Origin of the sequence: Streptomyces subrutilus (genome assembly GCF_001746425.1) — a bacterium.
Lineage (GTDB): Bacteria > Actinomycetota > Actinomycetes > Streptomycetales > Streptomycetaceae > Streptomyces > Streptomyces subrutilus_A.
Genome location: NZ_MEHK01000002.1, coordinates 445043 through 468723, shown reverse-complemented (window position 1 = coordinate 468723; position 23681 = coordinate 445043). Strand labels below are relative to the sequence as shown.

The following is a 23681-nucleotide window of genomic DNA, read 5'->3' as shown; positions in this document are numbered from 1 at the left end:
CCTAATCGTGGTGGGCAGCTGCCGAAGCGTGGGCAAGGCCCGCCTCGTCCATGGCCCTGACGTCCTCGCCGTAGGTGCGGGCGACGGCAACGGCGACGAGCTTGGCGGCCTCGGAGGCGATCTCACACTCCGTCGCGCATCGCTCGGCCTGCGTCTTCATACGGACCGCAGCATCGGCAAGCTCAGTGATCAGCTCAGTGACCGTGTAGGTCACGGCGTACATGAGGACGAGGTCATCAGCCATGTCCCGCAGAGCGTCCGCGACCTTGCCCACGGCGGCGGCGAGCTGCTCGGCGGCTTCCTTGTCGAGACCGGCGGCGAGTGCGATGTTCGCCATCTCCATCAGGTACTCGTCGAAGGTGATGTCCGTGCGGTGCTGCGCGCCCAGGGCGCCCTGGCCCGTCGAGGCCCTCTGCGTGCTCACATCGTTCTCCTCGGGGGTTGGTCGAGTGGTTCCGGGACGTTGAGTGTGGGTTTCCGGGGCGCGAGGCAGGCTTGCCGGTCTGGGGGCGTGCGTCCCGAACGGATCGGACGGGTCGTCGACGATGACCGCGTCCGGGATGTCCTCCTCAGCCGGTTCCGGCTGCGGGGTCCGGGTCGGCCCGCCGGGGCGGTCCACCGTGACGTCGCCCAGGTCCTCGGGCCGAAGCCTCGAGGACTCCTCCGGCTCGGGCGGGGCGTTGTCCTCGCCGGCCTTCGTGAAGAAGTCCTTGATCCGCTCCTTGTAGGAACGCTCGTCGTCGCTGTCACCGGCGTCCGGCGGGTCCTTGACGTCGTCGGCCTTGGGGTCGGCGTCCGTCCCGGTGCCGTCCTTCGCGTCCGTGTCTGCGGAGGCGTCAGACGGCTTCTCGCCGCTCTTCTCGCCGTCGTCCGGCTCCTTGGTCGCGGAGTCGTCCTTCGGACCGTCTGAGGGCTTCTCAGGGTCGTCCTTGGTCATCTTCTTGGTCGTGGCCTCGGAGTCCTTGTCGCCGGTGGCGTCCTTGGCGTCACCGGCGTCGACCTTGGCCTTGCCGTCCTTCGCGGCCTTGTCCTTCTCCGCCGCGCGGCGCTTGTCCCAGCGGCGTTGTGCTTCCTGCCCGAGGGCCGCGCCCAGGGTGGTGCGGTCGTCGGCGGCCTTGGCCGCCTCCCGCTTCGCCCGTGCCGCGGCTTTCCGCTCGGCTTTCACCCTGCGGCGTTCCTCGCGCGCCGCCTGGACGGCGGCGCGGTCCTGGTCGCGGTCCTTGCTGCGGTCGGCGAGGTTGGCGGCCTGGTTGGCGCTGCACCGCTGCTGGCGTGCCGCCTGGCGGGCGGCGGCGCGCTCCTGGTGGCCGCGGGCCCGCTCAGCCCGGGGGCTGGCGGCCGGCGAGTCCTTCGACTTGCCGCCGTCGCCCTTCGGGGCGCCCTTGCCGGTCCCGGGACTGCCCGAGCCGTTCTTGCCGCCGGAGCCGCCCGAACTGCCCTTGCCCGTACCGGCCTTGCCCGACCCGGAGCCTCCAGAGCCGTTCTGGCGGCCTTTCGGGCCACCGGACGACTCATTGCCCTTCGAGGTGCCCTTGCCGCCGCCAGCAGAGCGTTCAGAGCCCTTCCCGGCGCCCTTGGGGGAGTTGCCGCCCCCGGCACCGCGACCGGAGCCGCCGGACCCGTTCGTTCCCGAGCCCCGGCCCCCGCCGCGGCCGGAGCCGCCGGAGCTGCCCCCGCCGCCGGCCTTCGAGCGGCCACCCTTGTCGGCGCCCAGGCCGGAGCCGGAAGACCGCGCCGCGTCGGCCTTGCCGCGCGCCGCCGTCTTGTCGGACTTCGCTTTCATCTGCGCGGTGTGGAGCTTTGCGTTCTGCTCCATCATCGCCGTTTCCTGAGCGGTGCGGGCCGCCAAAAGCGCAACCTTGCGCGCTATTTCCGCCTCACGGAACGGCGCTTCACCGGCGTGCCGGTCCCGCGCCACTTCCAAACGGAGTTCCAGCCAGTCACCGAGGCGATCCGCGAGAGAACGAGGCTGCTCGTATTCGCCTTCCTCGTATTCCTCATCGTCGGCATCGGGGGCGTCAGGCATTCCCGTTTCCCGCAATGCAACTTCCGGGGAAATAGGGCCGCGAATGGACGGGATTTCCCTGGTCGCCCCTTCCGGGGAGTCCGGAGGAGCACCGTCATCCGCACTACTGCCGGACGGTTCGGAATAAAACATATCCCCGCCATCGGGGGCATCCGGCATTCCGCCGGAATCACCGCCCCGAGTGGGGAGGCTGATCACGTTGCTGTCGGTGTCGTCGGACACGCGACCCCTCCTCCTGGGCTTGACAGTCGGCATCGGCCTCGCATACACGCGCGCACGTGACGCGCGGCACGCGACACGCGCGGCACGCGTTGGGATCGCTGAAGGGCCGCCCCCGGGGATCGGGAGCGGCCCTTCGTGTGGGGCGCGGGGAGCTAGCCGAAGTGGCGGCTGTAGACGTCGTACAGGGCGAGCGCGGCCTCACGGATGAACTCCGTGCTCCCGTCGCGATATGCCTGGGTGCCTCGCATGTTCGTAACGCGAAGCCAGTAATAGAATTGACCGAGTTCGTTACCGTGCTGAGCGATCAGATCTTGCTTGATTTTCTGCTCGTGTTTTGCACGGTTGAACGCCTTCCGCTCTGCTTTCGTGAGCGGGCGACCTGCACTCACGCCGACTCCCTGCGGTCCAGGTTGTAAATCGACGTGGGACCACCATAGCCCGGATTCGGGCTCTGCACACCCTGCTGACCCTGGTTTTCTGGGGCGGCCTGGAGCGTGGGGTTGTTCTTACGCGCCTTGATCTGCGCCTTTTCCTTTCGGTTTTTCCTGACCTCCTTCACCTTTTCGTCGTGGGCGTGGCGCTTGTGGGCGCTCTTTTCCAGTCCCGAAGTGACGCTCTTGAGGTTCTTGAGAACGTCGTTCAGGGACTTTTCCACCGGGAACGAGCGCAGGAAAGCCTGGCCCATCTTGTCGCCCTCCACGCGGGTTCCGCGGCAGTGCACGCGGGCCTCGCGCTGGAGGATCTCCAGCTTGGCCTGCATGTCCAGCACGACCCGGTTGAAGTCCGCGAGGTAGTGCGCGTAGGCGGCGGGGTTCTGCGCGATCTCGCGCAGCGCCGCGTTCGGGTCGTCGAAGAAGGGCTGACCGTTGTTTTCGGTACTCACGGGGTCCTCCGTGGGGGTCGGATCTGCTGTACTCGGGGAGCTGTGGACTGCTTCCGGCAGTCGCAGCGAGGGCCAGCCCGCTTCCTTCGGGCTGGCCCTCACTGGTGTGTGCCGGACTCGGATCACGTCAGGTGCTTGTCCGCGTCCTCGGGGCGCAGCAGGCCGGCCTTGGAGAGCAGGCGCACCGCGCGGTTGTTGTTGACGGAGAGCTGGTTGCGGACCTGGTAGAGCGTCACGAACCCGTCCTCGCCGCGGGGGAGGTTTTGTACGAGCGGCAGGAGCTCCTCGTCCGTCCGTACAGGCGTACCGGGACGCTCCGCGCCCGCCGTACTGCCCATTCCGGTTGCGAGAGAGGACGCGGCGTCCGTCCCTGTACGGGCCCCCGGCACACCCTCGTTGCCGGGCTGTGTACGGACGCTGATGGCGCCGGTGCGTCCCTGGACGGCCGGGCTGGCCGTCCCGGTACGCCCGACAGTCGCCGTACCTGTACGCGCCGCCCCCTCGGAGGGGGTGTGTACGCCGTATGTACGGTCGCTGTACGCCCTGGTCACCGCCGCTTCAGTGCCGCCGTCGTGCGGCGGGTGCGAGGCGGGGCGGACAGGGTCCGTACCGTCCCATCCAGTGCCCGCGCCGTCCGGGCGAACCGTGTTGGGCGCGGTGTACAGGTCGTGGCTCGCGCCCTCTGTACGGCTGGACGATGCGGTGTCCGTTCCGTCGGTACGTCGGTGCGTACCTGTACGGGCGGGCATTCCGTTTCCGCCTTCCGTACCGGTACGGCCGACCGCACCGGCCGTGCTGCCGTGGCCGTCCGTACTGTCGTCGTGCATGAGCGTGTGTACGCGCCAGATGACGGCCACGAAGATCAGCACGACGAACGTGGTCAGCTGCCACGGTGCCGACTGACCGTCCTGGACGAGGTGTGCCTGCTCGGACAGGTGGTAGGTCACGTTCGCCGACGCCATCAGCAGCAGCGCGTACGGGATGTCCTTCTTGGCCCGGAACGCGGTGACGCAGTAGACGTCGATGCTGACCGGCAGCAGCGGGGCGACGTACTGGTTGATGCCGACCATGCGGGCCAGCTCGTACTCGCCGGAGGCGGCGAGCCCGACGCCGGCGGCGAGCGCGATCCACGGGGCGGTCTTCCACGCCTTGCGGCTGATGTTCTGCTGCCAGCCGTTCCAGCGGGAGGCGGACTTCTTCGCCTCCCGGGCCTCATCGAGCAGCCGGCGGGCACGGGCCTCATCGGCCTTCGCCCGCTCGGTGACGGCCTTCGCCTTACGCTCCGCCTCGGTGGTGATGCGGCTCGCTTCCTTCTGGGCGGCCTCGCGCAGCTGCACCGCGACGGTCTTGGCCTCCTCCCGCAGCCGCTCGCGCTGCTTGTCGCACGCCGCCTTGAGCCCGGCAAGTTCGTCGGCGAGGACCTTGCGCTTGGCGGCGGCCTCCGTGTCGAACTGGTCGGTGAGCGCGCGCAGCTTCGTCCGCAGCTCGGTGCGGGCGGCCTCCGCCTCGGTGTGCGCGGCCGCGACCCGCTCGTCGGCCTCGCGGCGCCGGTCGTCGGCGGCCTTGACCGCGTCCGCGTACAGCGCCTCCGCCTCCGCGCGGCGGCCGTCGTACTGTTCGGCCGCCGTCGCCGCGAGCTGGGCAAACCGCTCGCGGGCCTGGTCGATCTCGCGCTGCGCCGCGGCGACCAGGTCGTCGGCCTGCTCCTGGGCGCGGGCCAGGATCTGGCCGGCCTTGGTGCGGCGCTGGTCGACCAGGGTGCTGATCTCGGTGAGGTCAGCCTCCGCCAGGCGGCGCAGCTCGGCAACGGCCGTGGCGGTGGCCGCGCGGTCGGTGGCGGCCAGCTCGGTGAGGTCGGTGACCTGCGCGCGTGCCTCCCCCACCAGGGTGTTGGCACGCTCGCGGGCCTGGGCCAGGAGCCGGTCGGCCTCGCCGCGCGCCGCCTCCAGGTCGACTTTGGCGGCCTCGCGCTGGGCGGTGGCCTCCTGGTCGGCGTCGGCGGTGATGCCGGCGGCGCGGGTCTGCGCCTCGGACATCAGCACGGTGACCTGTTCGTGCGTGGCGGCGACGGTGCGCGCGGCCGTGGTCTCGGCTTCGGCCTGGAGGGCGGCGGCCTGCTCGCGCGCGGTGTCGATGACGTCGGCGGCCCGGTCCCGGGCGTCCGCGACGCGGGCCAGCGCCTCGAGGTCGACGACCTCCGTCTCCGGCTCGGTGTCCGTCGTCGTAGCCGGGGCCGGGGAGGTGTCGGGGGTGGGGGGGGCGGTGGGCTGCGGAGCGGTCCGGGTCGCCGCCGCTGGCTTCTTGCGGGCGGGGCTCCTCTTGCGGGCGGTTCGTGTGGCGGCCACGCCGCCTCCTTCCGGGTCGGGTGCCGCCCCGGCGGGGGCGGCGGTTCAGGTAGTTCGGTCAGTCACGCTGGGCGGGCAGCTCCGCGCGCTGGTTGGTGGTCGCGTGCTGCTGGGTGAGCCAGGCGATGGCGGCCGCGGTCATGTCGTCGGCCGCGCCGTCGGTGTTCAGCGGGGCGGTGTCGATGTCGCGCATCGCGTCGACGGACGGCAGCAGCCGCATGTACTCCGCGCTGGCGTAGTGGACGTAACGGTCGGAGGCCACGGCGACCAGGTCGTACTTGCCGTCCATCCAGGCCCGCTCGACCTTGCACACGAAGGTGTGGCCGGCCTGCCCGGTCCAGAACATCTCCGGGTCGCGGAACAGGACGAACTGGCCCTGCTGGAACTTGATCGCGGCGGTGGTGCTCTGGGCGCTGTTGCGCATGGCGACTCCTGGCGGGTTGGTAGTCCGGGCTGTCCGGCTCCCAGTCACCGCCCGACCCGGCCGCCGGGGGTGCGGCGGCCGGTGCGGGCGGATCAGGCAGCCGTCAGGCCGTGACCGCGGCGAGGGGGCGGTGCGGGGTGATGATCTGGCCGTCGGGCAGCAGCTCGCCGGTGTCGTCGAAGAGCACCAGGGCGTTGCACAACAGGCTCCAGCCCTGCTCCGGGTGGGCTGCCACGACCTGCGCGGCCTCGCGGTCCGGGCTGATGGCCGACGGGCACTTCGGGGTGTGCGTGCACAGCGAATCCGGCAGCGGGGTGCCGGTCGGCGTGGTGTCGAGCGGGGTGCTGGTACGCATGGGCTCTCCTGCGGGGGTGCGGGCCCGAGACTCTCCCGGGCTGGAGGCGTGCGAAAGGCCGGCCGCCCCTGGTGCGGGCGCCGGACCTGGTGGAGCAGCGGGTCGCGGGTCGGAAGTTGGGTTTCCGTCCCGCAGGGCGGGTCAGCCTCGCTTCTGCTTCTGCTGGGCGAGGTAGGAGTCCTGGAGGCGGGCGAACAACTCGTACAGGCGTCGGCCGGTGTCGCACCGCGCGTCCGGTGAGCACCCGTTGCAGGTCTCGCCGTGCGTGCGGTTGGCGGCTGCGGCCTTCATGTAGCGGTCGTACAGGCCCTCAGCCATGAGCGCGGCGGCCGAAGTCGTGCTCCTGCTCGGTCCGGCGTCGCCAGTCCTCCAGGCGTTTCTGGTCGGCGTCACTCATGCCGTCGCCGCCGTGTTCCGGGCCCGGTTGCGAGCGGCGCGGCGCTTCATCGCCCGCCGCTCGTCCTCGGACAGGCCGCCCCAGACACCGGTGTCCTCGCCGGACTCCAGGGCCCACTGGAGGCACTGCTCCATGACCGGACAGCGGCGGCAGACGGCCTTGGCCTCCTCGATCTGCAGGAGAGCCGGGCCGGTGTTGCCGATGGGGAAGAACAGCTCCGGGTCCGCCTCGTCGGCACAGATCGCGTTGTGGCGCCAGTCCATGCCGGTCACCGCCCTTCTCGGACGCGGCGCAGGGCCTCGTCCATGATCGGGTCGGAGTCGCTGTCGTTCCGTGCGATGCTGGGCTGCATCAGGTCCTCCACGTAGGTCCTGGACAGCCCCGGGGGGTTCCAAGTCACCGGGGCTGTCGTCGTGTTGGCGGGTCGTACGACCGGCCACGACCAGCGGCCATCCCCTTGGTGCAGTAGGGGGTGGCCGCTGATCGTGAGCGTCCGTCCGGGACCAGCTGGTCAGGCGGCGGCGTACTCGGGGCGGCATCCGGAGCGGACCGTCCGGCGCAGGCGGTCGGCGGCGGGGAGGAGGACGTCGACCAGGCGCTCGCGGACGCGGGCGGTGATGGTCGGGTCGGCGGCGAGGATGTCGCGGCCGGCGTCCACACGGGCGGTGATCTCGGCGCCGTGCGCGAGGGCGAGCTCATGGCGGCGGTCGGGCGGAACGGTCAGGACCGCGGCCGCGTACCGGCGCATCTCGCGGGTGGTGCCCGCGGGCTCGTGCATCTCCAGCGGCGTCCCGAAGGCGATGTCGAGGTCGACGTCGAAGTCGGAGAGCTCGGCGGGGAGCGGGACGTCGAGCTCGTCCAGGAGCGCGAGCGTCTCGGCGTCGAACACCTCGTCGGTGCTGGGCCGGTGGGACGTCAGGGTCGAGGTGGCGCGCATCAGGACCTCCAGGTTGCGGTGCGTCAGGCGGGGCGGGAGCAGAAGGCCCCGACCTCGTCCCCCGCGCGGAGCGGGAGCCGAGGCCGGGGCCGTGGGCGGTCGTGCTGGTCAGGCGGCGAGTGGGGACCTGTTGCAGCGGGCGGTGTACGCGGCGGCGGTCTCGCCCGAGGCCGGGGCGGGCAGCGCGGCCTTGACCGCAGCCACCAGCGTGGTGTGCATGGGCTGGTCCGCCGGGGTCAGGGGGCGGCGCCAGACCGTGGCCAGGTGGGTGTAGGCGGCGCGGGTGAGGTGCTCCTCGAAGACGTCGCTCGCGGAGCGGTCCTGGTTGGCGTCGGCCAGGGCGCGAAGGGTGCCGGTGGCCAGGGCGCTGACGGAGCGGCGGTCCCCGGCGGTCTGGGGGGTCATGGCCAGCGGGGCGCCGGCGGGTCCGTCGACGGCCCGACCGCGCGTGGTGGGGATCGCGTCGGCGGGCACCGTACGGGCGGCGTCGGCCTGGCGGGCGGCGGGCACCGCACGCTCCCACTGGGCTCGCCGGTCGGCGGGGCGCTCCTGGGGCCGGGCGACTTTGAGGGTCTGGGCGGTGGGGCGGCGGTGGCGGGTGAGGTCGACGGCGAGGCGCTCCTCGCGCGCCCAGTCGCTGTACTGGCGGCGCCAGGCGTAGTCGGTGATGTCCACGTCGACGAGGCGGTTGCTGGAGCGGCAGCGGATCGCGTCGGCGACGCCGGCCTTGCCGGTGTGGTGCGGGACCGTCTTGAGCAGGTAGGTGCCGCGGTGGGGGGTCACGGCCACCCAGGTGCCGCAGTCCGGGCACACCAGCGAGATGCGCCGGGTCTGCGTGGTTTCGACGGTCCGCATGTCGATGTGTCCGGGCGACAGGGTCGAGAGGACGATCGCGTCGAGGGGGCTGACGCGGGAGGTACGGGTGCGGCCCAGGCGCTTAGCGGCCTTGGGCATGGCGAGCTCAGGCATGGCGACTCCTCGGCAGGAGAGAGGGAGGGGTGCGTGCGGGGCGGATGCTCTCTCCACCCACCAGGTCCATGAGCCAACAGCCCGAATCCCGGCGGATAGACAGCGCATCAGCGCTGAGGTCGTGCACGCAGTCCTGCCGGCCGGGGGGTTTGTTCGTGCTACCGCCTCCGACCACCTGCTCGCCTCCGAAGAGACGAGCCGCAGAAACTGCGGTGGTGCTGGGCGCTTGACAAGCAGATATAGCGAACGCAACCAAGCAATTTAGCGCCCTAAACCGCTCGACTACCGAAACCATAGGTCTCGTCACGGCGCGCGTCAACCACCTTGAACCCATAGGGTTTAATGGGGTAAACATGAACCTACGAAGGGAGGCACGTATGGAAGCGCACGATGTAGCTCCAGCCGCGCTGAGAGACCAGCTCGATGCGGCTTTCGACGTCGCCTTGTCCCAGCTGAAGGAGCTCCCTGACCCTTTGGAGCGCGCGAAGGTCGCACATGGTCTCGCTGGCCGTGTACAGGACTACGGCAACGAGTTTCAGGCGGTCCGCAACGAGGCGATGAACGAGACGCTGCGTGTGGGCCGGTTGAATAGCACTCAGCTGGCGTCCGAACTCGGCATCAGCAAGGGACGCGTAAGCCAGCTCGCCAAGGGAGCTCCGCCGGAGAGGCTCTTCCTCGGCTCGGGCAAGGTCATCGTGGCGCTGGCCGAGAAGCTGGAAGACGGCAACGACAAGGATGGCAAGAAGAAGGCCATCCAGGGCCCCGTGATCGCCACCGAGGACGTCCAGACCTACGAGCGTCTGCGGGAGCTGGCCGAAGAGGTCGGGTTGGAAGTCAGCTTCGAGCGGATCCCGCTCGGCGGCAACGTCCGGCTCAACCGCAACAACCTCGTAGTCATCTGCGGCCCTCGGCTGTCGCCCCTCATCGAACAAATCCTTGAAGGGGATCCCCACCTGCGGTTCGGCAAGGATGATGACGGCTGGTACCTCACCGACCGCAACACCGGCCAGATCTACCGCTCACCGATGGATCGGGGCGAGAACAGCGACATCGCATACTTCGGCCGGCTCCCGCGCCCCGACGGCAAGGGAACCTTCCTTTATGTCGCCGGCATCCACGCGCGCGGCTCCGGTGGCGTCGTTCACTGGCTCAACCAGCAGCTGGCCACCGTGCACCGCGAGCTCAAGGCGCGACGGTTCTCGACCCTCATCTCCAGCCGCTTTGACCCGGAGACCCTCGAGACCGTCGCGAGCGAGCAAATCACGCCGTTCTACCGCCCGGAAGGGGCCTGACGTGCAGGTATCCATGGCTTCGACCCAAGGTGTGGGCACCGCGAACGAGGACACTGTCCACGTCAGCCCTACCGGGGTCGTCGTGCTGGACGGCCTGTCCGCGCCCAAGGACCTGCCCATGGGGTGCATCCACGGCACCCCATGGTTCGTGCGGCAGCTCGGCACATGCTTGATCAACCTGATCGGTGACCACGCGGTGTTGCTGCGCGAGGCGCTGCGAAGCGCTATCTCCGAGGTCAATGACCTCCATCGTGACACCTGCGCGTTGGACCAGGAAGCCGTCCCGGCATCGACCGTCGTGATGATCCGTGAGCGGGGGAACGTCCTCGACTACCTCGTGCTCTCCGACAACGTGCTAGTGCTTGACCTCGGCGACGAGGGCATCCGGACCATCACCGACAAGCGAGTCGAAGAGGTGGCCGGCGAGGAGATGGAGGCCGCGCTCCAAGGGCCGACGGGTACTCCCGAGCACGCCGCTCGTGTCTCCGCGCTCGTCACCGTCCAACGGCATCTCCGGAACCGGCCTGGCGGATACTGGGTCGCGGCAACCGACCCGGCTGCGGCTGACGAGGCGATTACTGGGAGCGTCGACCTTGCCCAGGTCCGTCAGGCCGCTCTACTCACGGACGGCGCGAGTCGACTCGTTGACAGCTTCGGTGCTTTGAGCTGGGAGCAACTCCTCGATCTGCTGCGCGTCGAGGGGCCGGCGGCCCTGATCGCGCGCACTCGGGAAGTCGAGCTTGCTGACCCGGCGGGCGAGCGCTGGCCGCGGTTCAAGCGATCCGATGACGCGACCGCCGCGTACGCGCGCATCGGTCGGCCCGTGTCTCTCTCCTCTGGAGGCCAGCGCCTGGAACGCGGGCGCCGTACTGGTTCTTCATGGGGTGCGGGAGAACGCTCCGACGGACACACCGCCGCCGTCGTCTCCGCCCCGCAGAACGTTGCTGCGGCACTGGGGGTGGAAGCTGGAGACGACGTCATCCGGCGAACCCGCGTCTACCGTGACCGGCACGGCGTCGTTGCACACTCAACATCGTGGATCCAGCTCGAGTTCGCCCAGGCCGTGCCCGCGCTCCTCCGCAACGAACGGCTGATCGGCGGTACGTCCCTCGACCTCATCGCCCAGGAAACGGGTCGGCAGGCTGTGAAGCGTACGGATGAGACCACGGCCCGCATCGCCACCGCCGAGGACGCCCAGCTCCTGGAGCTCCAGCCCGGCACGAACGAAGCGATCCTCGTCCTCTCCGCTCGGTTCGTCGACCGCGAAGGCCGGCCTCTGGAGTACGGCGTGGATCTGGGCGCTCCCGGCCGTACGCGCGTCGAAACGGCGGACATGACGTGCTGACCTCGACTTGTACCTCGGCCATGGACGGAGACGTGCCGCGCAGGTCACGTGTCGTTCTGATGGCGGGGATGCCGGGCGCCGGTAAGACGACGTTGGCAAAAGCCCTAGTAGCCGCGGGGTTCACACGGCTGTGTCCTGATGAGGAGATGTTCCGTCGCTACGGCCGGTACGGCGTCGACTTCCCCAGGGGGCAATTCCGAGTTCGGGAAGCTCCCGTCCTTGAAGATGTCGCTGGCGAACTCCGAGGACTGGTGGAGGCCGGTGATGACGTCGTGGTCGACCACGGCTTCTGGACACCAGAAGAACGGGCCGAATGGCAGGCTCTAGTCGTAGGGGCCGGTGGCGTCCCCACCCTGGTGTACCTGCCGGTGCCGCATGAAGTGCGATGGTCACGGATCAGCGAGCGGAACCAGCTCGCTGATGTCGACGCCAACTCCATCGAGTTCAGCGAGCAAGACCTGTTGCGCTTCGCCACGCGCTTTCATCCTCCGACTGAGGATGAGCCGCATGTTGTATATGACGAGCGCCCCGAAGCCCTGCTTGCCCAGCTCCGCTACGGCCTGCCTTCCGCGCAGGAGGACGGACAGTGACCTCGTTCAGGTGTGCGGGAACGCCGACTCCACCTCTGTTGTCGAGGGGGTCGGCGTGACGTAACCGCCATGGCCGCGCTGCTTCGGCGGACTAACCATCCGCTCGGCCGCGCCGGCCTCGTCCTGACCGGACTCACTGTCCAGGTCAGCGCTCAGTCCCGGTCTTCACCCGGTCCTGAGCTTCGGCTCATCGAGCCAGATCTTCTATCGCAACACCGGCCACTAACCACGGCCACCACAGCCGCGCAGCACCCGCTGTGCGCGCTTCGCCGCGGCGCCCCCACCACAGGGGCTCTGCGACTCAGCTCCACCGAGACGAGAGGAGGAATCTCCCCTGCCGTTCGGTGCCTGCCCGCTCCTCCCGGAGGGGGCGGTCACCTACATCCATTCGAAGGCCGGCCTCGCATCGCGAGCTGGCACTTCCGTCGGAGGTTGGTGTCCCTGCCATGGTGCACGATCCCCTGTCCATTGAAAAGCCGACGCCTGCCCGTTTCGCCCCGTTTCGCCGGTTACCTGGCGTCCGTTTGATCAGATTCACAGGCTCTCGCACCGACCACCGAGCCGGGGCCGCGGGCGCCGGGTGGTTGGGGCGCATCCCGTCCAGCGGGACGCGCTTCAAGATTTCTGCCCGCCGGGCGGGAGCGAACCAAGTCCTCGCCGCTGCCCGGACTCTGTCCACAGGCTGCCTGCGCAAAGCTGCCGAGATGATCTCTATCTCCTCCGTCCGGGCGGGCCGGTGAGCGCCGTGGCGGCGTCAGCCGCCGTGATGCTGCCCGCTCCGCGCCGTGCCCTCGATGACGCCGACGCGGTCGCCGTGATGCCCGAGCTGTTCGTGGCCGAGGCCGCGCAGTGGCTGTCGACCTCGTCGGGCCGGATCGCGGGCGAGGGCTACTCCTGGATGCAGACGGTCCACTGGGTCGCCGGGTCCGGGCTGTACCAGCCGCGGCGGCACCGGTCCCACGGCCCGCGTTCCTTCGGTCCGACGACCCTGCGGGTCGCCCAGGAGCTCGCCGCGCTGTCCCCGTGCCGTCCGGGCATCAAGTACCTGATGCGCCGGGTCGGCCTGTCCGAGCGGGCGGTCCAGGACCACCTGCGCATCCTGCGGGAGACCGGGCTGCTCGCCTGGATCGTCAAGGGCACCCGGGTAGCTGGCGACGGCGGCCAGGCGTCGGAGTTCGCACGGATGGTCCCGGTGGAGTTCGACGTCGCGCTGGGCATCCGTACGGTGCAGCGGGACGAGGACGCTCCGGCGTACACGCGGGCGGTGTCTGGGATCGCGGAGTCCGGCCGGGAGCTGATCGCGAAGCTGGCGAAGAAGGCATCCCGGAAGGTGCGCAAGCCGCGGGCGAAGACGTCCTCGAGGACCCCCGCGAGGGCTGCTGGCGAGGGTGCTGATCAGGGCGTTGTGACGGCTGTTTCCGGTGAGGCCCGTTGCACCCCAATGCAGGTGGGTACCTTAGGTCTTCCCTCTGCCGGTACTACTTCGCTTCCCTCTGAGAGCAAGCTCGCCAGCGGGGAAGGCCAGTTCTCCACCCCCAAGATGTCAAAGGGCAAGGCCGACGGTCGCCGAGGCCTGAACGCGGTCGGCCGCCGTTTCCAGCTGGCTGGTGAGCTGGTCCGCCAGGTGCCGTGGATGGGCCGGGCTTCGGTACCCCGGATCGCCTGGATCCTCAGCGAGGTCGCGGACGCGGGCTGGACCGCCGACGAGGTCATCGCGTTCCTCGATCTGGGCGACGCCCCGGAACAGGTCCACCGGCCCTCCGGGTTCCTCGCCGCACGGCTGGCCACCGCCGTGGCGCAGTGGCCGACCGCTGAGGGCCGGGCTCGAGCTGTCCAGGCGTACCGGGACTCCCGGCGCGCCGAGCAGGCGCGCCACCGGGAGTGGGAAGGCCAGTGGCGGGCACCGAGGAGCGAATCCGTCCGCCGCCTGGTCGCCCAAGCATTCATCCCGCGTCAGCAGCAGCCGGCGGACGACGCCCAGGGCGAAGTCCTGCCCGCACAGACCGGGATCGACGACCTCGACCAGGAGCAGCGGCGCGAGCTGCGGGTGATGGCCCGGGGCGAGTTCGCGCGCGGCGAGACGACGCTCGTAATCGGAGCGGTCGACACGTTCGGACAAGCCGCCGCCGAGCGGCTTTACGGCGCTGACCTGGTGCGGCGCGCACTTCGGTTCACGAGTGGCAGGCGCAGCTCGCTGATGGCCCTGGGAAAGCGGTAGGAGGCCGAAATGACCGAAACGATCACCCACAGCCAGCAGGACCGGGACCAGAAGCAGCCGGGTCCGGCCTCAAGGGAACTGTCCGGTGTCGACCTGGCCCGCGTTGCATTGCACCAGGCCCGCGAAGCCGCCAAGGCCCGCGGCGCTTCGGGCAGCACCCGGAAGGCGAAGCAGGCTTCACGTACGGCGGGGATGCGACGTGATGGGCGCGAGGTCGCCGGGTTCGGCACCGTCCTCCATGGTCTGCTGGCCGACCGGGCCTGGGACATCCCGGCCGCAGGCGGTGGCGTTCTGGACCGGTGGCCGGACATCGCGGACGCCGTCACCGCGAACCTGTCCGCGCACGTCACGGCGGCCGCCTTCAACGCGGAGAGCGGGCAGCTGGACCTGCGCCCGGACTCGCCCGCATACGCTACCCAGCTCCGACTGCTCAACGCGCGCATCATTGCCGCGGCCAACGACCGGGCCGGGACCCAGGCCGTCCGGACCATCCGGGTCCTGGCCATCGGCAAGACCATGGTGCCCGAGCCCCGCACACCCGCTCCGACACCGGCAGCGGCTGCCGGGCCCGAAGTGTCGGTGCGGACCCGGGACATGGCCCCCGAAGGCTTTCACCGGGCACTCGCGGCCCACCAAGCCGTCCCGCGCAGGCGAGAGATGGCCCTGGACACCGCGCAGGCAGCCGCCCGACAGGTCAGCGTGCTGCGGGAACTCAGCCAGTGGGCCTTTCCCGACCCGGAGGAGGTCGCCGACGAGCAGCCGACGCCGATCGACAGCGCCGTCCTGCAGCGGCGTCGCGAGTGCGCCGCCACCGAGACAGCAGCCCTGCACCGGGCCCGAGCCGAACGCGCCCAGCGGTCCGGGGCAGCGATTCTCCGGCCGCAGGGCGCCCGCCGCGGTCCTGATCCTGCCCGGCCCGAGAGCGGGCGGGCAGGATGAAGTCACGCAGCTGCTCCAGGCACGTACCGGCGGTCGGGAACCGTTGTGCTCGCGACGCGTGAGCTCCCGATCAGCCGACACACGGCTGCGCGTCGGTGCAGCGCGTAGCGAGGGGTGCACCTGTGCACCGGGATCTGGGGTGGGTTACGGCCAAACGTGGCCGGACTCGCCCGGATCCGCCTGCCAACGGCGGTGCGTGGCACGTCGGGCTGTGTGCTTGGGCCGGCACCTGTAGCACATCCAGCCCAAGCCCTCCACGACTTCCCTTTCCGGTACCGCTCCGACTTTGCCCGCGTCGCATTCCTTGCCGACGCAGATCAGTCGCGTCCCCTTGATCGGCGACTGGGCGACCGTCGGTGCTGTGGCGGGTCGCTGGTAGCGGATGTGGTTGCTGTTGCGGAAGGGGTCGAAGTGCTCGCATTCGCGAGGGTGGGCGTCAGGCGCGGTGATTTCGGAGGCGTGGGCGGGGCAGTGCTGGTCACGCCAGCGCACGCTCTCCTTGTAGCTGACGTTGTTCAGGCTCCACACCCACATGGTCTGCCCTTCCCAGAACGGGGCGTCGCCGTTGTTGTCGCGAGGGTAAGGGATCTCGGTCTCCGCCCACTCGCCCTGGAAGCCCGCGCGGTCATCGTGCACCTGGTTCTCGCACCGCTGTCCTGTTGCTTCCGACAACGCGACGCATAGCAGCTCACCGACCGTCGACGGGGCGAGGAGGTGCACGGAGTGGTAGGCGATAACGTCCCGGCGAGAGCGGCGGCCGCCTCGCTCACGGCCGGTGTCCTGGTCGTCGTTCTCCGCCCTGGTCAGTGGTGCGGAGATTCTTCCCTCCCGGATCGCGGTCTGCATGTTGATGGCGGACTGCCGGTGCAGATCGGCCAGACCCGCGTCCGTGAACTCTTCATGCTCGATACCCGGACAGATGGCCGGGTGCGGGATCCAGCACGTGTCCTCCACCGAGCCGAGGCGGGCGACACCGGCATCCACGCTCCACCGCGCCCGAGCCGGGACGCGGGAGGTGGGAAACTGTTTGGGCAGCAAGGGGATTCTGCCGCCGTCAGCCCGGTCGAACCACCAGACCAGGTTGTGGCAGTACTGGCAGCGCCCCGTGTTGTCGCTGCGCAGGGACTTCGACGGTGCATGGGGATGAATGCGCATGGCCTTCGGCATCTGGCCGCCGCTATCCCAAGGAGCCGTGTTCACACCCCCCTTTGTAAGGCTCCAGCACATGCCGAGTACAGGAGAATCGTGAACCTGGGGAGACCGGCATCGCCATAGTCCAGGAGGGTGCATGCAGCAGCGTCAGGACCTCGCCCGCCTCGCACTGCAGCAGGCCAAGCAGGACGCCCGATGGCGGCGCGGCAAGCGCGCTCCACAACGGCGAAGCCGGCCCGGGTCGGGCCCCGTGCCTCTGCAGACGGCCTTCTCCGACCTGCTGTGTGAGCGTGGATGGGTCATCCCGGCCCTGAACCCCCTGTTCACGGCCTGGCCCGTCATCGTCGGACCCGAGATCGCCGCGCATGTCGCAGTGGTCGACGTCGACGGCGCCCAGTTCATCGTGCGTGCCGACTCCAAGGCGTGGGCATCCCAGGCGCGGCTCCTCGAGCCTCAGCTCGTCGCCCGCCTGAACCAGCACCTGGACCACGAGGCTGTCCGAACTCTGCGGGTCCTGTCCCCGCAGGACCCGCAGATCCCGGCGGAGAAGGTCCCTCTCGCGCGACGAGCCGGCCTGGTCACCACCGCGCCTGCCTTCGAAACCTCCAACGGCGCGCAGCAGCCCAGCAACGAAGAGCCGGCCACCCCTTTCTATGCCCCACCAAACCCATCTGGCACCCCGTCAGCGGAGCAAGCCGTCCGCCACCTCGCACTGGCCCGCGCCCGCGCTGACAGGCGTCCTTGAGAGCCATATGAGGAGCACACGGGCTGGCTACCCTGACCAGGGGCACCTGCGCACGGTGCCGGACGGCGAGAGGAACCACATGGCCGAGGACGGCATCGAGCAGGCCCAGCCAAACGACCTGCAGGCGGAAAGAGCTGTCCTCCACGACATGCTGATCTCCACCGACGCCATCGCGGACACCGTCGAAGTCCTCCACGGCCACGACTTCTACCGGCCCGCCCACGCCATCATCTACAACAGCATCCTGACCATCTACGCGGCGAACCAGACACCCAACCCGTTCTCCGTGTGCGAGCACCTCACCAAGATGGATCAGCTCGACGAAGCGGGCGGCACTGACTACATCAACGGCCTTGCCCGGCAGAAGGCCAGCGGCAGGAGCCGAGCGAAGCTTGCCGAACGGGTGCGGTCAACAGCCAAACTCCGCCGCCTGCAGGCCGCTGCCCTTCACATCCACGACCTCGCCGTCGACGGCACTCCGGAATTCATCGACCGTATCGCCGACGCCGCGGAATCCGAGATCTTCGCAGCCACCGCCGAGCACCCGGACAGCGTCCCGCCCGCCTTCGTGCTCGGCGAAATAATGGAAGACGCCCTCGATGAAATCGAAGCCGTCGGCCGACGGGACGGCAATCTCATCGGCGTACCCACCGGCTTCACAGACCTCGACTCGCTAACCGGTGGCCTCCACCCCGGCCACCTCACCGTGATCGCCGCCCGCCCTGCCATGGGCAAATCCACGCTGGCCCTCGACATCCTCCGCTGCGCCAGCATCAAGCACCACCTGCCCGCCGTCCTGTTCACCCTGGAGTCCAGCCGGACCGAAGTCGCCATGCGGATCCTTTCCGCCGAGGCCCGCGTCGCGCTCCACCACATGCGCTCAGGGACCATGACCGACGACGACTGGACCCGCCTGGCCCGGCGCATGCCCGATACCTCGAAGGCCCCGCTCTACGTACAGGACAGCGCGCACGCCACATTCACCGAGCTCCGGGCGCAAAGCCGCCGACTGCGCAGCCAGCGGAGCATCGAACTCATCGTCGTGGACGACCTGCAGATGTTCACGTACGGCACCCGCCCGTTCTCCTCCCGATACGAGGAGATCTCCGAAATCGCCCGCTGCCTCAAGCTCCTCGCCAAAGAGCTCGAGATCCCGATCCTGGCCGTATCCAAACTCAACCGCGGCCCTGAACAACGGGCCGACAAGAAGCCGCAGCTCAGCGACCTCCGAGACTCAGGCGCGCTGGAAGACAATGCCGACCTCGCGATCCTGCTCCACCGCGAGGACGCATACGAAAAGGACTCCCCCCGCGCAGGCGAGGCGGACCTCATCGTGGCAAAACACCGAAACGGCCCCACGGCAACCATCACGGTGGCCTTCCAGGGGCACTACTCGCGGTTCGTCGACATGGCATCCACGTGACAGCCGCACCACGTCGCCGATCAGCCCGGCACAACCTCAAGACCTGAGAGGCAGGAGCAGAGCATTGACCCACCACGACGCGTTACCGCAACCCCTGCGGCGAACCCTGGAAACCAGCACCTCAATCCCAACACCATGGCCCGACCTGACCGACCTCGCCGAGCTGAACTTCCGCCACAAAGTGGGCATCATCGCGCAGCGGGGCAGCCGGGAAGCGAAAGTCGGCCGGGACATCGCCGTCCACGCCGCGAAGGCCGGCGTACCCACGCTCCTCTACACCGGCTATCCCCCCCACGATCCGCCCGAGTGGCTGGCCGTCGACGAGACTCCCAACCCGACCCCCACAGACGTGAACGCACGGGCACAACGACTGATCAACGGCGAGAAACCCTCCTTCGTGGTCATCGAGCGCTACGAACGCCTCAGCCCCACCCCACCGCCGTACCGCGAATGGGACGACCCCATCGACGACCCGGACGAACCCGAGTCCCGGGCAGACCAGCTGATGTGGTCCGTCAGGGAAATCAGAATCGACCTGCCCCTCCTGCTCACCACCGTCGTCGATCCCGAACCGCAACTCTCCCGCCGCATGTCCACCTGGCTGCACATCGATCACCCCGCGATGGTGATGACTGATGTCTGCAAACCCACCCTTGTCGTCCACCGCACCAGCCCCCAGACCGTGGACACACGGCTGGAAGTCGACCCCCACGAATACCGCACTGGATCTCGAAGCACCTTGCAGTGGACCCCGCTGAACCTGCGCCAACCCTGAACAGGACGTTCGGGCCTGGCGGGCTTGCATCCTCTCCCTTCCAGCCTCCGGCCCGGGTGCGTACGGGTGCGCCATCCGGGCGGGCACCTGCTGCTCCCGCCCTACCGTGGACCACAAGATTCTCGAGGCGGCGGCACCGGCCGCCGCCCCTACTCGGCAGCCAGCGGCACCCGCTGCGCCGGTGGAGCGCGGATACCGCCGGACGTATACCGCCGCGCGATCGAGGCGCACCGTGAGGCCTGCCCTGCCGTCCCGGGTCGACACGGTCATCGAGGAAGCGGTGGAGCGGCATACCGCCGCGATGCGCGCGCTCGGGTGATGGGCTTCCCCCGACCCGGATGAGCATGTCGATGACCCGCCGGCGCCGATCGACACCACGTTCTAGCAGCGGCGCCGAGAGTGGGCCGCCGCGGTGCCGTGTTCAATAGGCGACCACCTATGAAGCATCCGACTCGTCGGGCCCGGCCGGCATCTCATCGAGCGTTCGCTGGAGGGATGCCAGAACCTCTTCGTTGATGGCTCGCTGCTCGGGAGACAGGCTGGGATCGGCGAGCTTGGCTCGCACGTTCTCGACCGCGGACCTGATGACCGGCCCCGCGTCTGGAGCCTCTGCCCGTTCAGAAGCTGTTCCTCCCCGCCGCCTGTTCTGGAACTGCTCCCGGGTGATGTGACCGTCCCGGAAGGCCGCCTCCCACATGGACTCCGCATGGTCCGCGTCGAAGCTCCTCGCCCGGAAGCCGTAGTCCGTGTTCTCGTCCGGCACTGGGTCCGCCCATGGGTCGGGTTCGTACGACAAGCCGTAATCCGGGCTCCCGGGGCCATAGTCGTCCGCCTGTCCCGCCGACGGATCCGGCTCGTACGACAAGCCGTAGTCCGGGCTTCCGGGTCCGTATTCCTCTTCCTGCCCCTGTGTCATGTGACATCCCCTCCACCTCGCCTGAGTCGAAACGAGCCTAGGACTCCTTGCTACCCAGGGGGCAAGCCGACGAAGGCCGTAGTCCGGGCTCTTCGACCACATCCGCGCCGTGATGCCCAAGCGCTGCCCGCCGGCGGGCAGCGGCGGCTCCATGTGTGCGCTGCCGCTGCCGGGCTGGGGAGCCGTATCCGCGTGGTCACCCACCCCCACCTGGAGGCCCTCTGTCAGTGGCGCCTGCTATCTGCTGTCCTGTCAGATACGCCGCGAGTACGCCGGATCGCCAGGAGATGCGATTCATGCCTTTCACCGCGCTGCACCCCGACCTGGGCCGCCTCGACGCCACCCTTGCCGACCTCGGGCAGAAGCTGGACTGGACGCAGGTTCACAAGGCCCGCCCCCGTATCCCGCTCGCCTGCCCGGAGTGTGACTGGAGTCTTCATCCGAAGGTCTCCAAGTACGGCGTGCGGTTCTTCTGCCACGACCCGGGACGGCCGCCGTCGTGTGAGCTGTCGAATGAGTCGTGGGAGCACCACATGCTCAAGCTGGAGATGGCGGGCGCGATCCGGGCGGCCGGGTGGTTCGCCACGCTGGAAGTGCCGGCGGAGGACGGCTCCTGGCGCGCGGACGTGATGGCGGCCTCGCCGGATGGCACCCAGCGGATGGCCTGGGAGGCACAGTTGTCGCCGATCACCCTGGACGACATCCAGGCACGCACCGACCGCTACCTCGACGAGGGCGTCAGAGTGTACTGGGTGTCCCCGCACAAACGACCGCCGCGTTGGATCAGCGCGGTGCCCGCGGTCCGGGTGCGCGCCCCGGAAGAACATGAGCCACAGCTCTGGATGGTGGACGACGGCCTCGCCGGCTTCGATTATGCCGCCGGCCGTTGGATGTTCCGCGAGGAGGAACTGGTCCAGTTCGTCCGGTGGGCGCTCCACGGGCAGGTCGTTCCGGTCGAGAGCATGCCGCGGTACCGGCGGGTGTACCGCGTCGTGGACGGCGAGCAGCGGCAGTTTCGGCGCGGTCAATGGTGGACGTCTGCGCAGTCAGCCGCGGCCCAGGAGAAGCATAATGCGATGCGCCAGCGCCAGGAGCTGGCGAGGGAGGAACGCGAAGCTCGCCAGAGGCAGTTGGAGGAGGAGGCTGATCGGCAGAGCCGGCTGCGGGCGGAGCAGGAGCAGGCCCGGAGGGCGGAGGAGGCTGAACGGCTTCGGGAGAAGCGGGCGGAGGAGTCCCGCGTCTACTGGGAGAAGGTGCGTCAGCTACGGGAGGTGGAAGATGCGCGGCGGGCCCGAGAGAAGGCGGCGGAAGACGCGCGACTCGCATTGGAGCAGGCCCAGCGGGAGGAAACGCAGCGGTTGGCGCTGGAGACCGCGAGGACGTGGTGGAGCAAACTGTCGCAGCAGCAGCGGACCGAACTGCTCACCGCCGTTGCCGAATACGCATGGCGCGAGTCGAACGTTCGGGTCGACATCCCCGAGAAACTGATGATGTCCTCGGAGTATGCCTACGGGGTGTCCGTGTACACGACGGGGAAGCGACGGGTCTTGTACGGGGTCGTACGCCCCTGCCCCAGCCTGGTCGCCGCCTCACCCGGAATCGTGCGCCTGCACGCCTTCGCGCGCAGTGCCCAGGAGGCCCGGGAACTGGCCGCAGTGATTCCCGAGGGCCGGATCACCGACCTGGACCTGCCCGAGCATGAGCAATTGACCATGTGCTGAGCTGCCGCGGTCTAGGCCGTGTCCGATGGGTCCTGTGACTCGCCTTGCGCTGGATCGTTTCGCTCGGTGTGGGGCGAGGTGATCTTTCAGACGACGAGTGGATGCGGCTGGAGCGGCATCTGCCGCGTAACCGCGGTCGGGGCGGGCGTTGGCAGTGCCACCGCCGGGTGATCAACGGCATTCTGTTCCGGCAGCGGACCGGCCTGCCATGGCGGGATCTTCCGCCGCAATTTGGCAAGTGGAAGACGGTTCACGATCGTCATCGCAGATGGTCGGCGGACGGCACTTGGGAGAAGATCCTGCGGGCCGTCCAAGCCGACGCTGATGCGGAGGGCCGAATCGACTGGAGCATGGTGAGCGTCGACTCGACGTCCTGCCGAGCACACCAGCACGCAGCCGGCGCCCTCAGTCGCGCGCCACGAATTCCGGGCCGCCGCAGTCGCCCGGCCAGACACCGTTCCGACGAGGGCCTGGGCCGCTCCCGGGGAGGGCTGAACTGCAAAATTCACCTGGCCAGCGAGGGCGGTCGTCGCCCGTTGGCCTTCGTCATCACGCCCGGACAGTGGGGTGACGCCCCGCAGTTCATACCTGTTCTCGAACAGGTCAAAGTCCCAAGGCCGGGCGGCGGGCGCCCACGCACCCGACCAGACCACGTCGGAGGAGACAAAGCGTATTCCTCTCGCCGAAACCGCCGGTACCTGCGGCGCCGACAGATCAAGCACACGATCCCTGAACCCAGGGACCAGCGAGCCAACCGCCAACGGCGGGGCAGCAAGGGTGGCCGGCCCACCGGCTGATCAGGAGAGGCGACCTTGACCAGCATCACGCAGCCCAATGCCCCATGTCACGTCTCTGCGGACACTGAGGACGTCCTGCTCGGAGTGGACACCCACAAGGACGTCCACGCTGCAGCCGTCATCACCGTTCTCGGCGCCGCCCTGGACGGCCGCAGCTTCCCCGCGACCGCTGATGGCTATCGGCAACTCGTCGACTGGGCACGATCCTTTGGCGTGCTGCGACGGGCTGGCGTTGAATGCACCGGCTCCTACGGAGCTGCCCTGGCACGGCACCTGCGCGCCGAAGGGATCGAGGTGACCGAGGTCAACCAGCCTGACAAGGCCGCCCGACGCCGCCACGGCAAGACCGACGCCATCGACGCCGAGGCTGCCGCCCGCGCCGTGCTGACCGGACGCGCCACTGCCGCGGCGAAGACCAGCGACGGTCCAGTAGAGATGCTCCGGCTGTTCAAGCTGGCAAAAGGGTCCGCGATCAAGTCCAGAACCCAGGCGATCAACCAGCTCAAGAGCGTCTTGGTCTCGGCTGACACCACCCTGCGCGAGTCACTGGCGGGGCTGAGTAACCCGCATCTGTTCAAGCGGTGCGCCGAGCTGGACGCTCAGCACGCATCCGGGCCGGCCGGGGCTGCCCGCCATACCTTGAGGCTGCTGGCCCGCCGCATCCGGCACCTCACCGAGGAGATCGACGATCTCAACAAGCGGATAGCCGAGGCCGTCGAAGTCAGTACGCCGGGCTTGCTGGAAGTCCGTGGCGTCGGCCCAGACAGCGCCGCCGCCCTGCTCATCTCGGCCGGCGACAACCCTGAGCGACTTGTCAGCGAGGCGTCCTTCGCAGCCTTATGCGGCACCAGCCCGGTCGAGGCCTCCTCCGGAAAGACGCAACGGCGCAGGCTGAACCGCGGTGGCGACCGCCAGGCAAATGCTGCCCTCTACCGGATCGTCCTCAGCCGTCTGCGCTGGGACGACCGGTCCCGGGACTATCTGCGGCGACGTCTTGCCGAGGGCAAGACACGCCGCGAGATCATCCGCTGCCTCAAACGCTACGTCGCACGAGAGATCTACCGGCTCATCGTCCCGACACGCGCCCCCACTGACCAGACAGGACCCACCCCAGTCGCTGTTTGACATCTATAGGGGCATCAAGCGGGCCTACGTCTTCCACGGGACGGTCACGGTCGCGGCGATCCGACTGTGGCTCCGCTCGTGACCA

Annotated in this window: 23 protein-coding genes and 1 pseudogene; 11 read left to right on the top strand and 13 right to left on the bottom strand. The window is 69.2% G+C overall.

Features of this window, described 5'->3' with window-relative positions:
- Position 1 precedes the first annotated feature (1 nt).
- The 11 genes from BGK67_RS38115 to BGK67_RS35005 all read right to left on the bottom strand — a co-directional run bounded on the left by BGK67_RS38115 (position 2) and on the right by BGK67_RS35005 (position 8558).
- Positions 2 to 2248 carry an ATP/GTP-binding protein gene (locus BGK67_RS38115; protein WP_244291568.1) on the bottom strand — a complete coding sequence of 749 codons (2247 nt, stop codon included), beginning with the start codon at positions 2246 to 2248 and terminating at the stop codon, positions 2 to 4.
- Between the two features lie 152 nt (positions 2249 to 2400).
- On the bottom strand, positions 2401 to 2637 hold the full coding sequence (locus tag BGK67_RS38490; protein ID WP_069924574.1) for a hypothetical protein: 237 nt from the start codon (positions 2635 to 2637) through the stop codon (positions 2401 to 2403).
- Complete coding sequence (locus tag BGK67_RS35035; protein ID WP_069924573.1) at positions 2634 to 3131, bottom strand: hypothetical protein; 498 nt, start codon at positions 3129 to 3131, stop codon at positions 2634 to 2636. Before BGK67_RS35035 ends, BGK67_RS38490 begins: the two co-directional genes overlap by 4 nt.
- A 122-nt stretch (positions 3132 to 3253) precedes the next feature.
- Positions 3254 to 5476: a hypothetical protein gene (locus BGK67_RS35030; RefSeq protein WP_069924572.1), complete on the bottom strand. Its 2223-nt coding sequence runs from the start codon at positions 5474 to 5476 to the stop codon at positions 3254 to 3256.
- Positions 5477 to 5534: 58 nt separating this feature from the next.
- Positions 5535 to 5900, bottom strand: coding sequence for a hypothetical protein (locus BGK67_RS35025; RefSeq protein ID WP_069924571.1), 366 nt, complete (start codon positions 5898 to 5900; stop codon positions 5535 to 5537).
- A 103-nt stretch (positions 5901 to 6003) separates the two neighbouring features.
- Positions 6004 to 6198: a DUF5999 family protein gene (locus BGK67_RS35020; RefSeq protein WP_432215543.1), complete on the bottom strand. Its 195-nt coding sequence runs from the start codon at positions 6196 to 6198 to the stop codon at positions 6004 to 6006.
- Between the two features lie 198 nt (positions 6199 to 6396).
- Positions 6397 to 6573: a hypothetical protein gene (locus BGK67_RS39310; RefSeq protein ID WP_167739678.1), complete on the bottom strand. Its 177-nt coding sequence runs from the start codon at positions 6571 to 6573 to the stop codon at positions 6397 to 6399.
- A gap of 75 nt (positions 6574 to 6648) precedes the next feature.
- Entirely contained in the window at positions 6649 to 6915 is a 267-nt protein-coding gene (locus BGK67_RS35015; RefSeq protein ID WP_069924700.1) for a WhiB family transcriptional regulator, read from the bottom strand.
- A 5-nt stretch (positions 6916 to 6920) separates the two neighbouring features.
- Positions 6921 to 7052, bottom strand: a complete 132-nt coding sequence (locus tag BGK67_RS40885) for a hypothetical protein (protein WP_279628747.1) — start codon at positions 7050 to 7052, stop codon at positions 6921 to 6923.
- 111 nt (positions 7053 to 7163) lie between these two features.
- Positions 7164 to 7589, bottom strand: a complete 426-nt coding sequence (locus tag BGK67_RS35010) for a hypothetical protein (protein ID WP_107489056.1) — start codon at positions 7587 to 7589, stop codon at positions 7164 to 7166.
- 108 nt (positions 7590 to 7697) lie between these two features.
- Positions 7698 to 8558: a hypothetical protein gene (locus BGK67_RS35005; RefSeq protein WP_069924568.1), complete on the bottom strand. Its 861-nt coding sequence runs from the start codon at positions 8556 to 8558 to the stop codon at positions 7698 to 7700.
- Between the two features lie 377 nt (positions 8559 to 8935).
- Between BGK67_RS35005 and BGK67_RS35000 the strand changes: the two genes are divergently transcribed.
- The 5 genes from BGK67_RS35000 (at position 8936) to BGK67_RS34980 (ending at position 14942) form a co-directional block, all read left to right on the top strand.
- Entirely contained in the window at positions 8936 to 9850 is a 915-nt protein-coding gene (locus BGK67_RS35000; protein WP_244291567.1) for a sigma-70 family RNA polymerase sigma factor, read from the top strand.
- 1 nt (position 9851) lies between these two features.
- Positions 9852 to 11195 carry a UTRA domain-containing protein gene (locus BGK67_RS40580; protein ID WP_069924567.1) on the top strand — a complete coding sequence of 448 codons (1344 nt, stop codon included), beginning with the start codon at positions 9852 to 9854 and terminating at the stop codon, positions 11193 to 11195.
- A gap of 20 nt (positions 11196 to 11215) precedes the next feature.
- Positions 11216 to 11785, top strand: coding sequence for a P-loop nucleotide/nucleoside kinase family protein (locus BGK67_RS34990; protein ID WP_069924698.1), 570 nt, complete (start codon positions 11216 to 11218; stop codon positions 11783 to 11785).
- A 745-nt stretch (positions 11786 to 12530) separates the two neighbouring features.
- Positions 12531 to 14003 (top strand): transcriptional regulator, encoded by a 1473-nt coding sequence (locus tag BGK67_RS34985; protein ID WP_244291566.1) that lies wholly within the window; start codon positions 12531 to 12533, stop codon positions 14001 to 14003.
- A 9-nt stretch (positions 14004 to 14012) separates the two neighbouring features.
- On the top strand, positions 14013 to 14942 hold the full coding sequence (locus BGK67_RS34980) for a DciA family protein (protein ID WP_069924566.1): 930 nt from the start codon (positions 14013 to 14015) through the stop codon (positions 14940 to 14942).
- A 144-nt stretch (positions 14943 to 15086) separates the two neighbouring features.
- Here the strand turns inward: BGK67_RS34980 and BGK67_RS34975 are convergent, their stop codons facing one another.
- The gene (locus BGK67_RS34975) at positions 15087 to 16142 is read right to left on the bottom strand and encodes a DUF6083 domain-containing protein (RefSeq protein ID WP_069924565.1); all 1056 of its coding nucleotides are present in this window, start codon (positions 16140 to 16142) and stop codon (positions 15087 to 15089) included.
- A gap of 88 nt (positions 16143 to 16230) precedes the next feature.
- Between BGK67_RS34975 and BGK67_RS34970 the strand changes: the two genes are divergently transcribed.
- From BGK67_RS34970 to BGK67_RS34960, 3 genes are all read left to right on the top strand, one after another.
- Entirely contained in the window at positions 16231 to 16839 is a 609-nt protein-coding gene (locus tag BGK67_RS34970; RefSeq protein WP_069924564.1) for a DciA family protein, read from the top strand.
- A 79-nt stretch (positions 16840 to 16918) separates the two neighbouring features.
- Positions 16919 to 18262, top strand: coding sequence for a replicative DNA helicase (gene dnaB, locus BGK67_RS34965; RefSeq protein ID WP_069924563.1), 1344 nt, complete (start codon positions 16919 to 16921; stop codon positions 18260 to 18262).
- A gap of 64 nt (positions 18263 to 18326) precedes the next feature.
- Positions 18327 to 19037: a hypothetical protein gene (locus tag BGK67_RS34960; protein ID WP_141754169.1), complete on the top strand. Its 711-nt coding sequence runs from the start codon at positions 18327 to 18329 to the stop codon at positions 19035 to 19037.
- Between the two features lie 436 nt (positions 19038 to 19473).
- On the opposite strand, the gene BGK67_RS34955 is transcribed toward BGK67_RS34960, so the two are convergent.
- Positions 19474 to 19953 (bottom strand): hypothetical protein, encoded by a 480-nt coding sequence (locus BGK67_RS34955; protein ID WP_069924561.1) that lies wholly within the window; start codon positions 19951 to 19953, stop codon positions 19474 to 19476.
- 296 nt (positions 19954 to 20249) lie between these two features.
- On the opposite strand from BGK67_RS34955, the gene BGK67_RS40880 reads away from it, so the two are divergent.
- From BGK67_RS40880 to BGK67_RS34945, 3 genes and pseudogenes are all read left to right on the top strand, one after another.
- Entirely contained in the window at positions 20250 to 21674 is a 1425-nt protein-coding gene (locus tag BGK67_RS40880; RefSeq protein WP_069924560.1) for a competence protein CoiA family protein, read from the top strand.
- Between the two features lie 68 nt (positions 21675 to 21742).
- Positions 21743 to 22468, top strand: a pseudogene (locus BGK67_RS37070) (IS5 family transposase); the annotation flags it as partial.
- A gap of 18 nt (positions 22469 to 22486) precedes the next feature.
- Positions 22487 to 23596: an IS110 family RNA-guided transposase gene (locus tag BGK67_RS34945; RefSeq protein WP_079154767.1), complete on the top strand. Its 1110-nt coding sequence runs from the start codon at positions 22487 to 22489 to the stop codon at positions 23594 to 23596.
- The last annotated feature ends 85 nt before the right edge of the window (positions 23597 to 23681 follow it).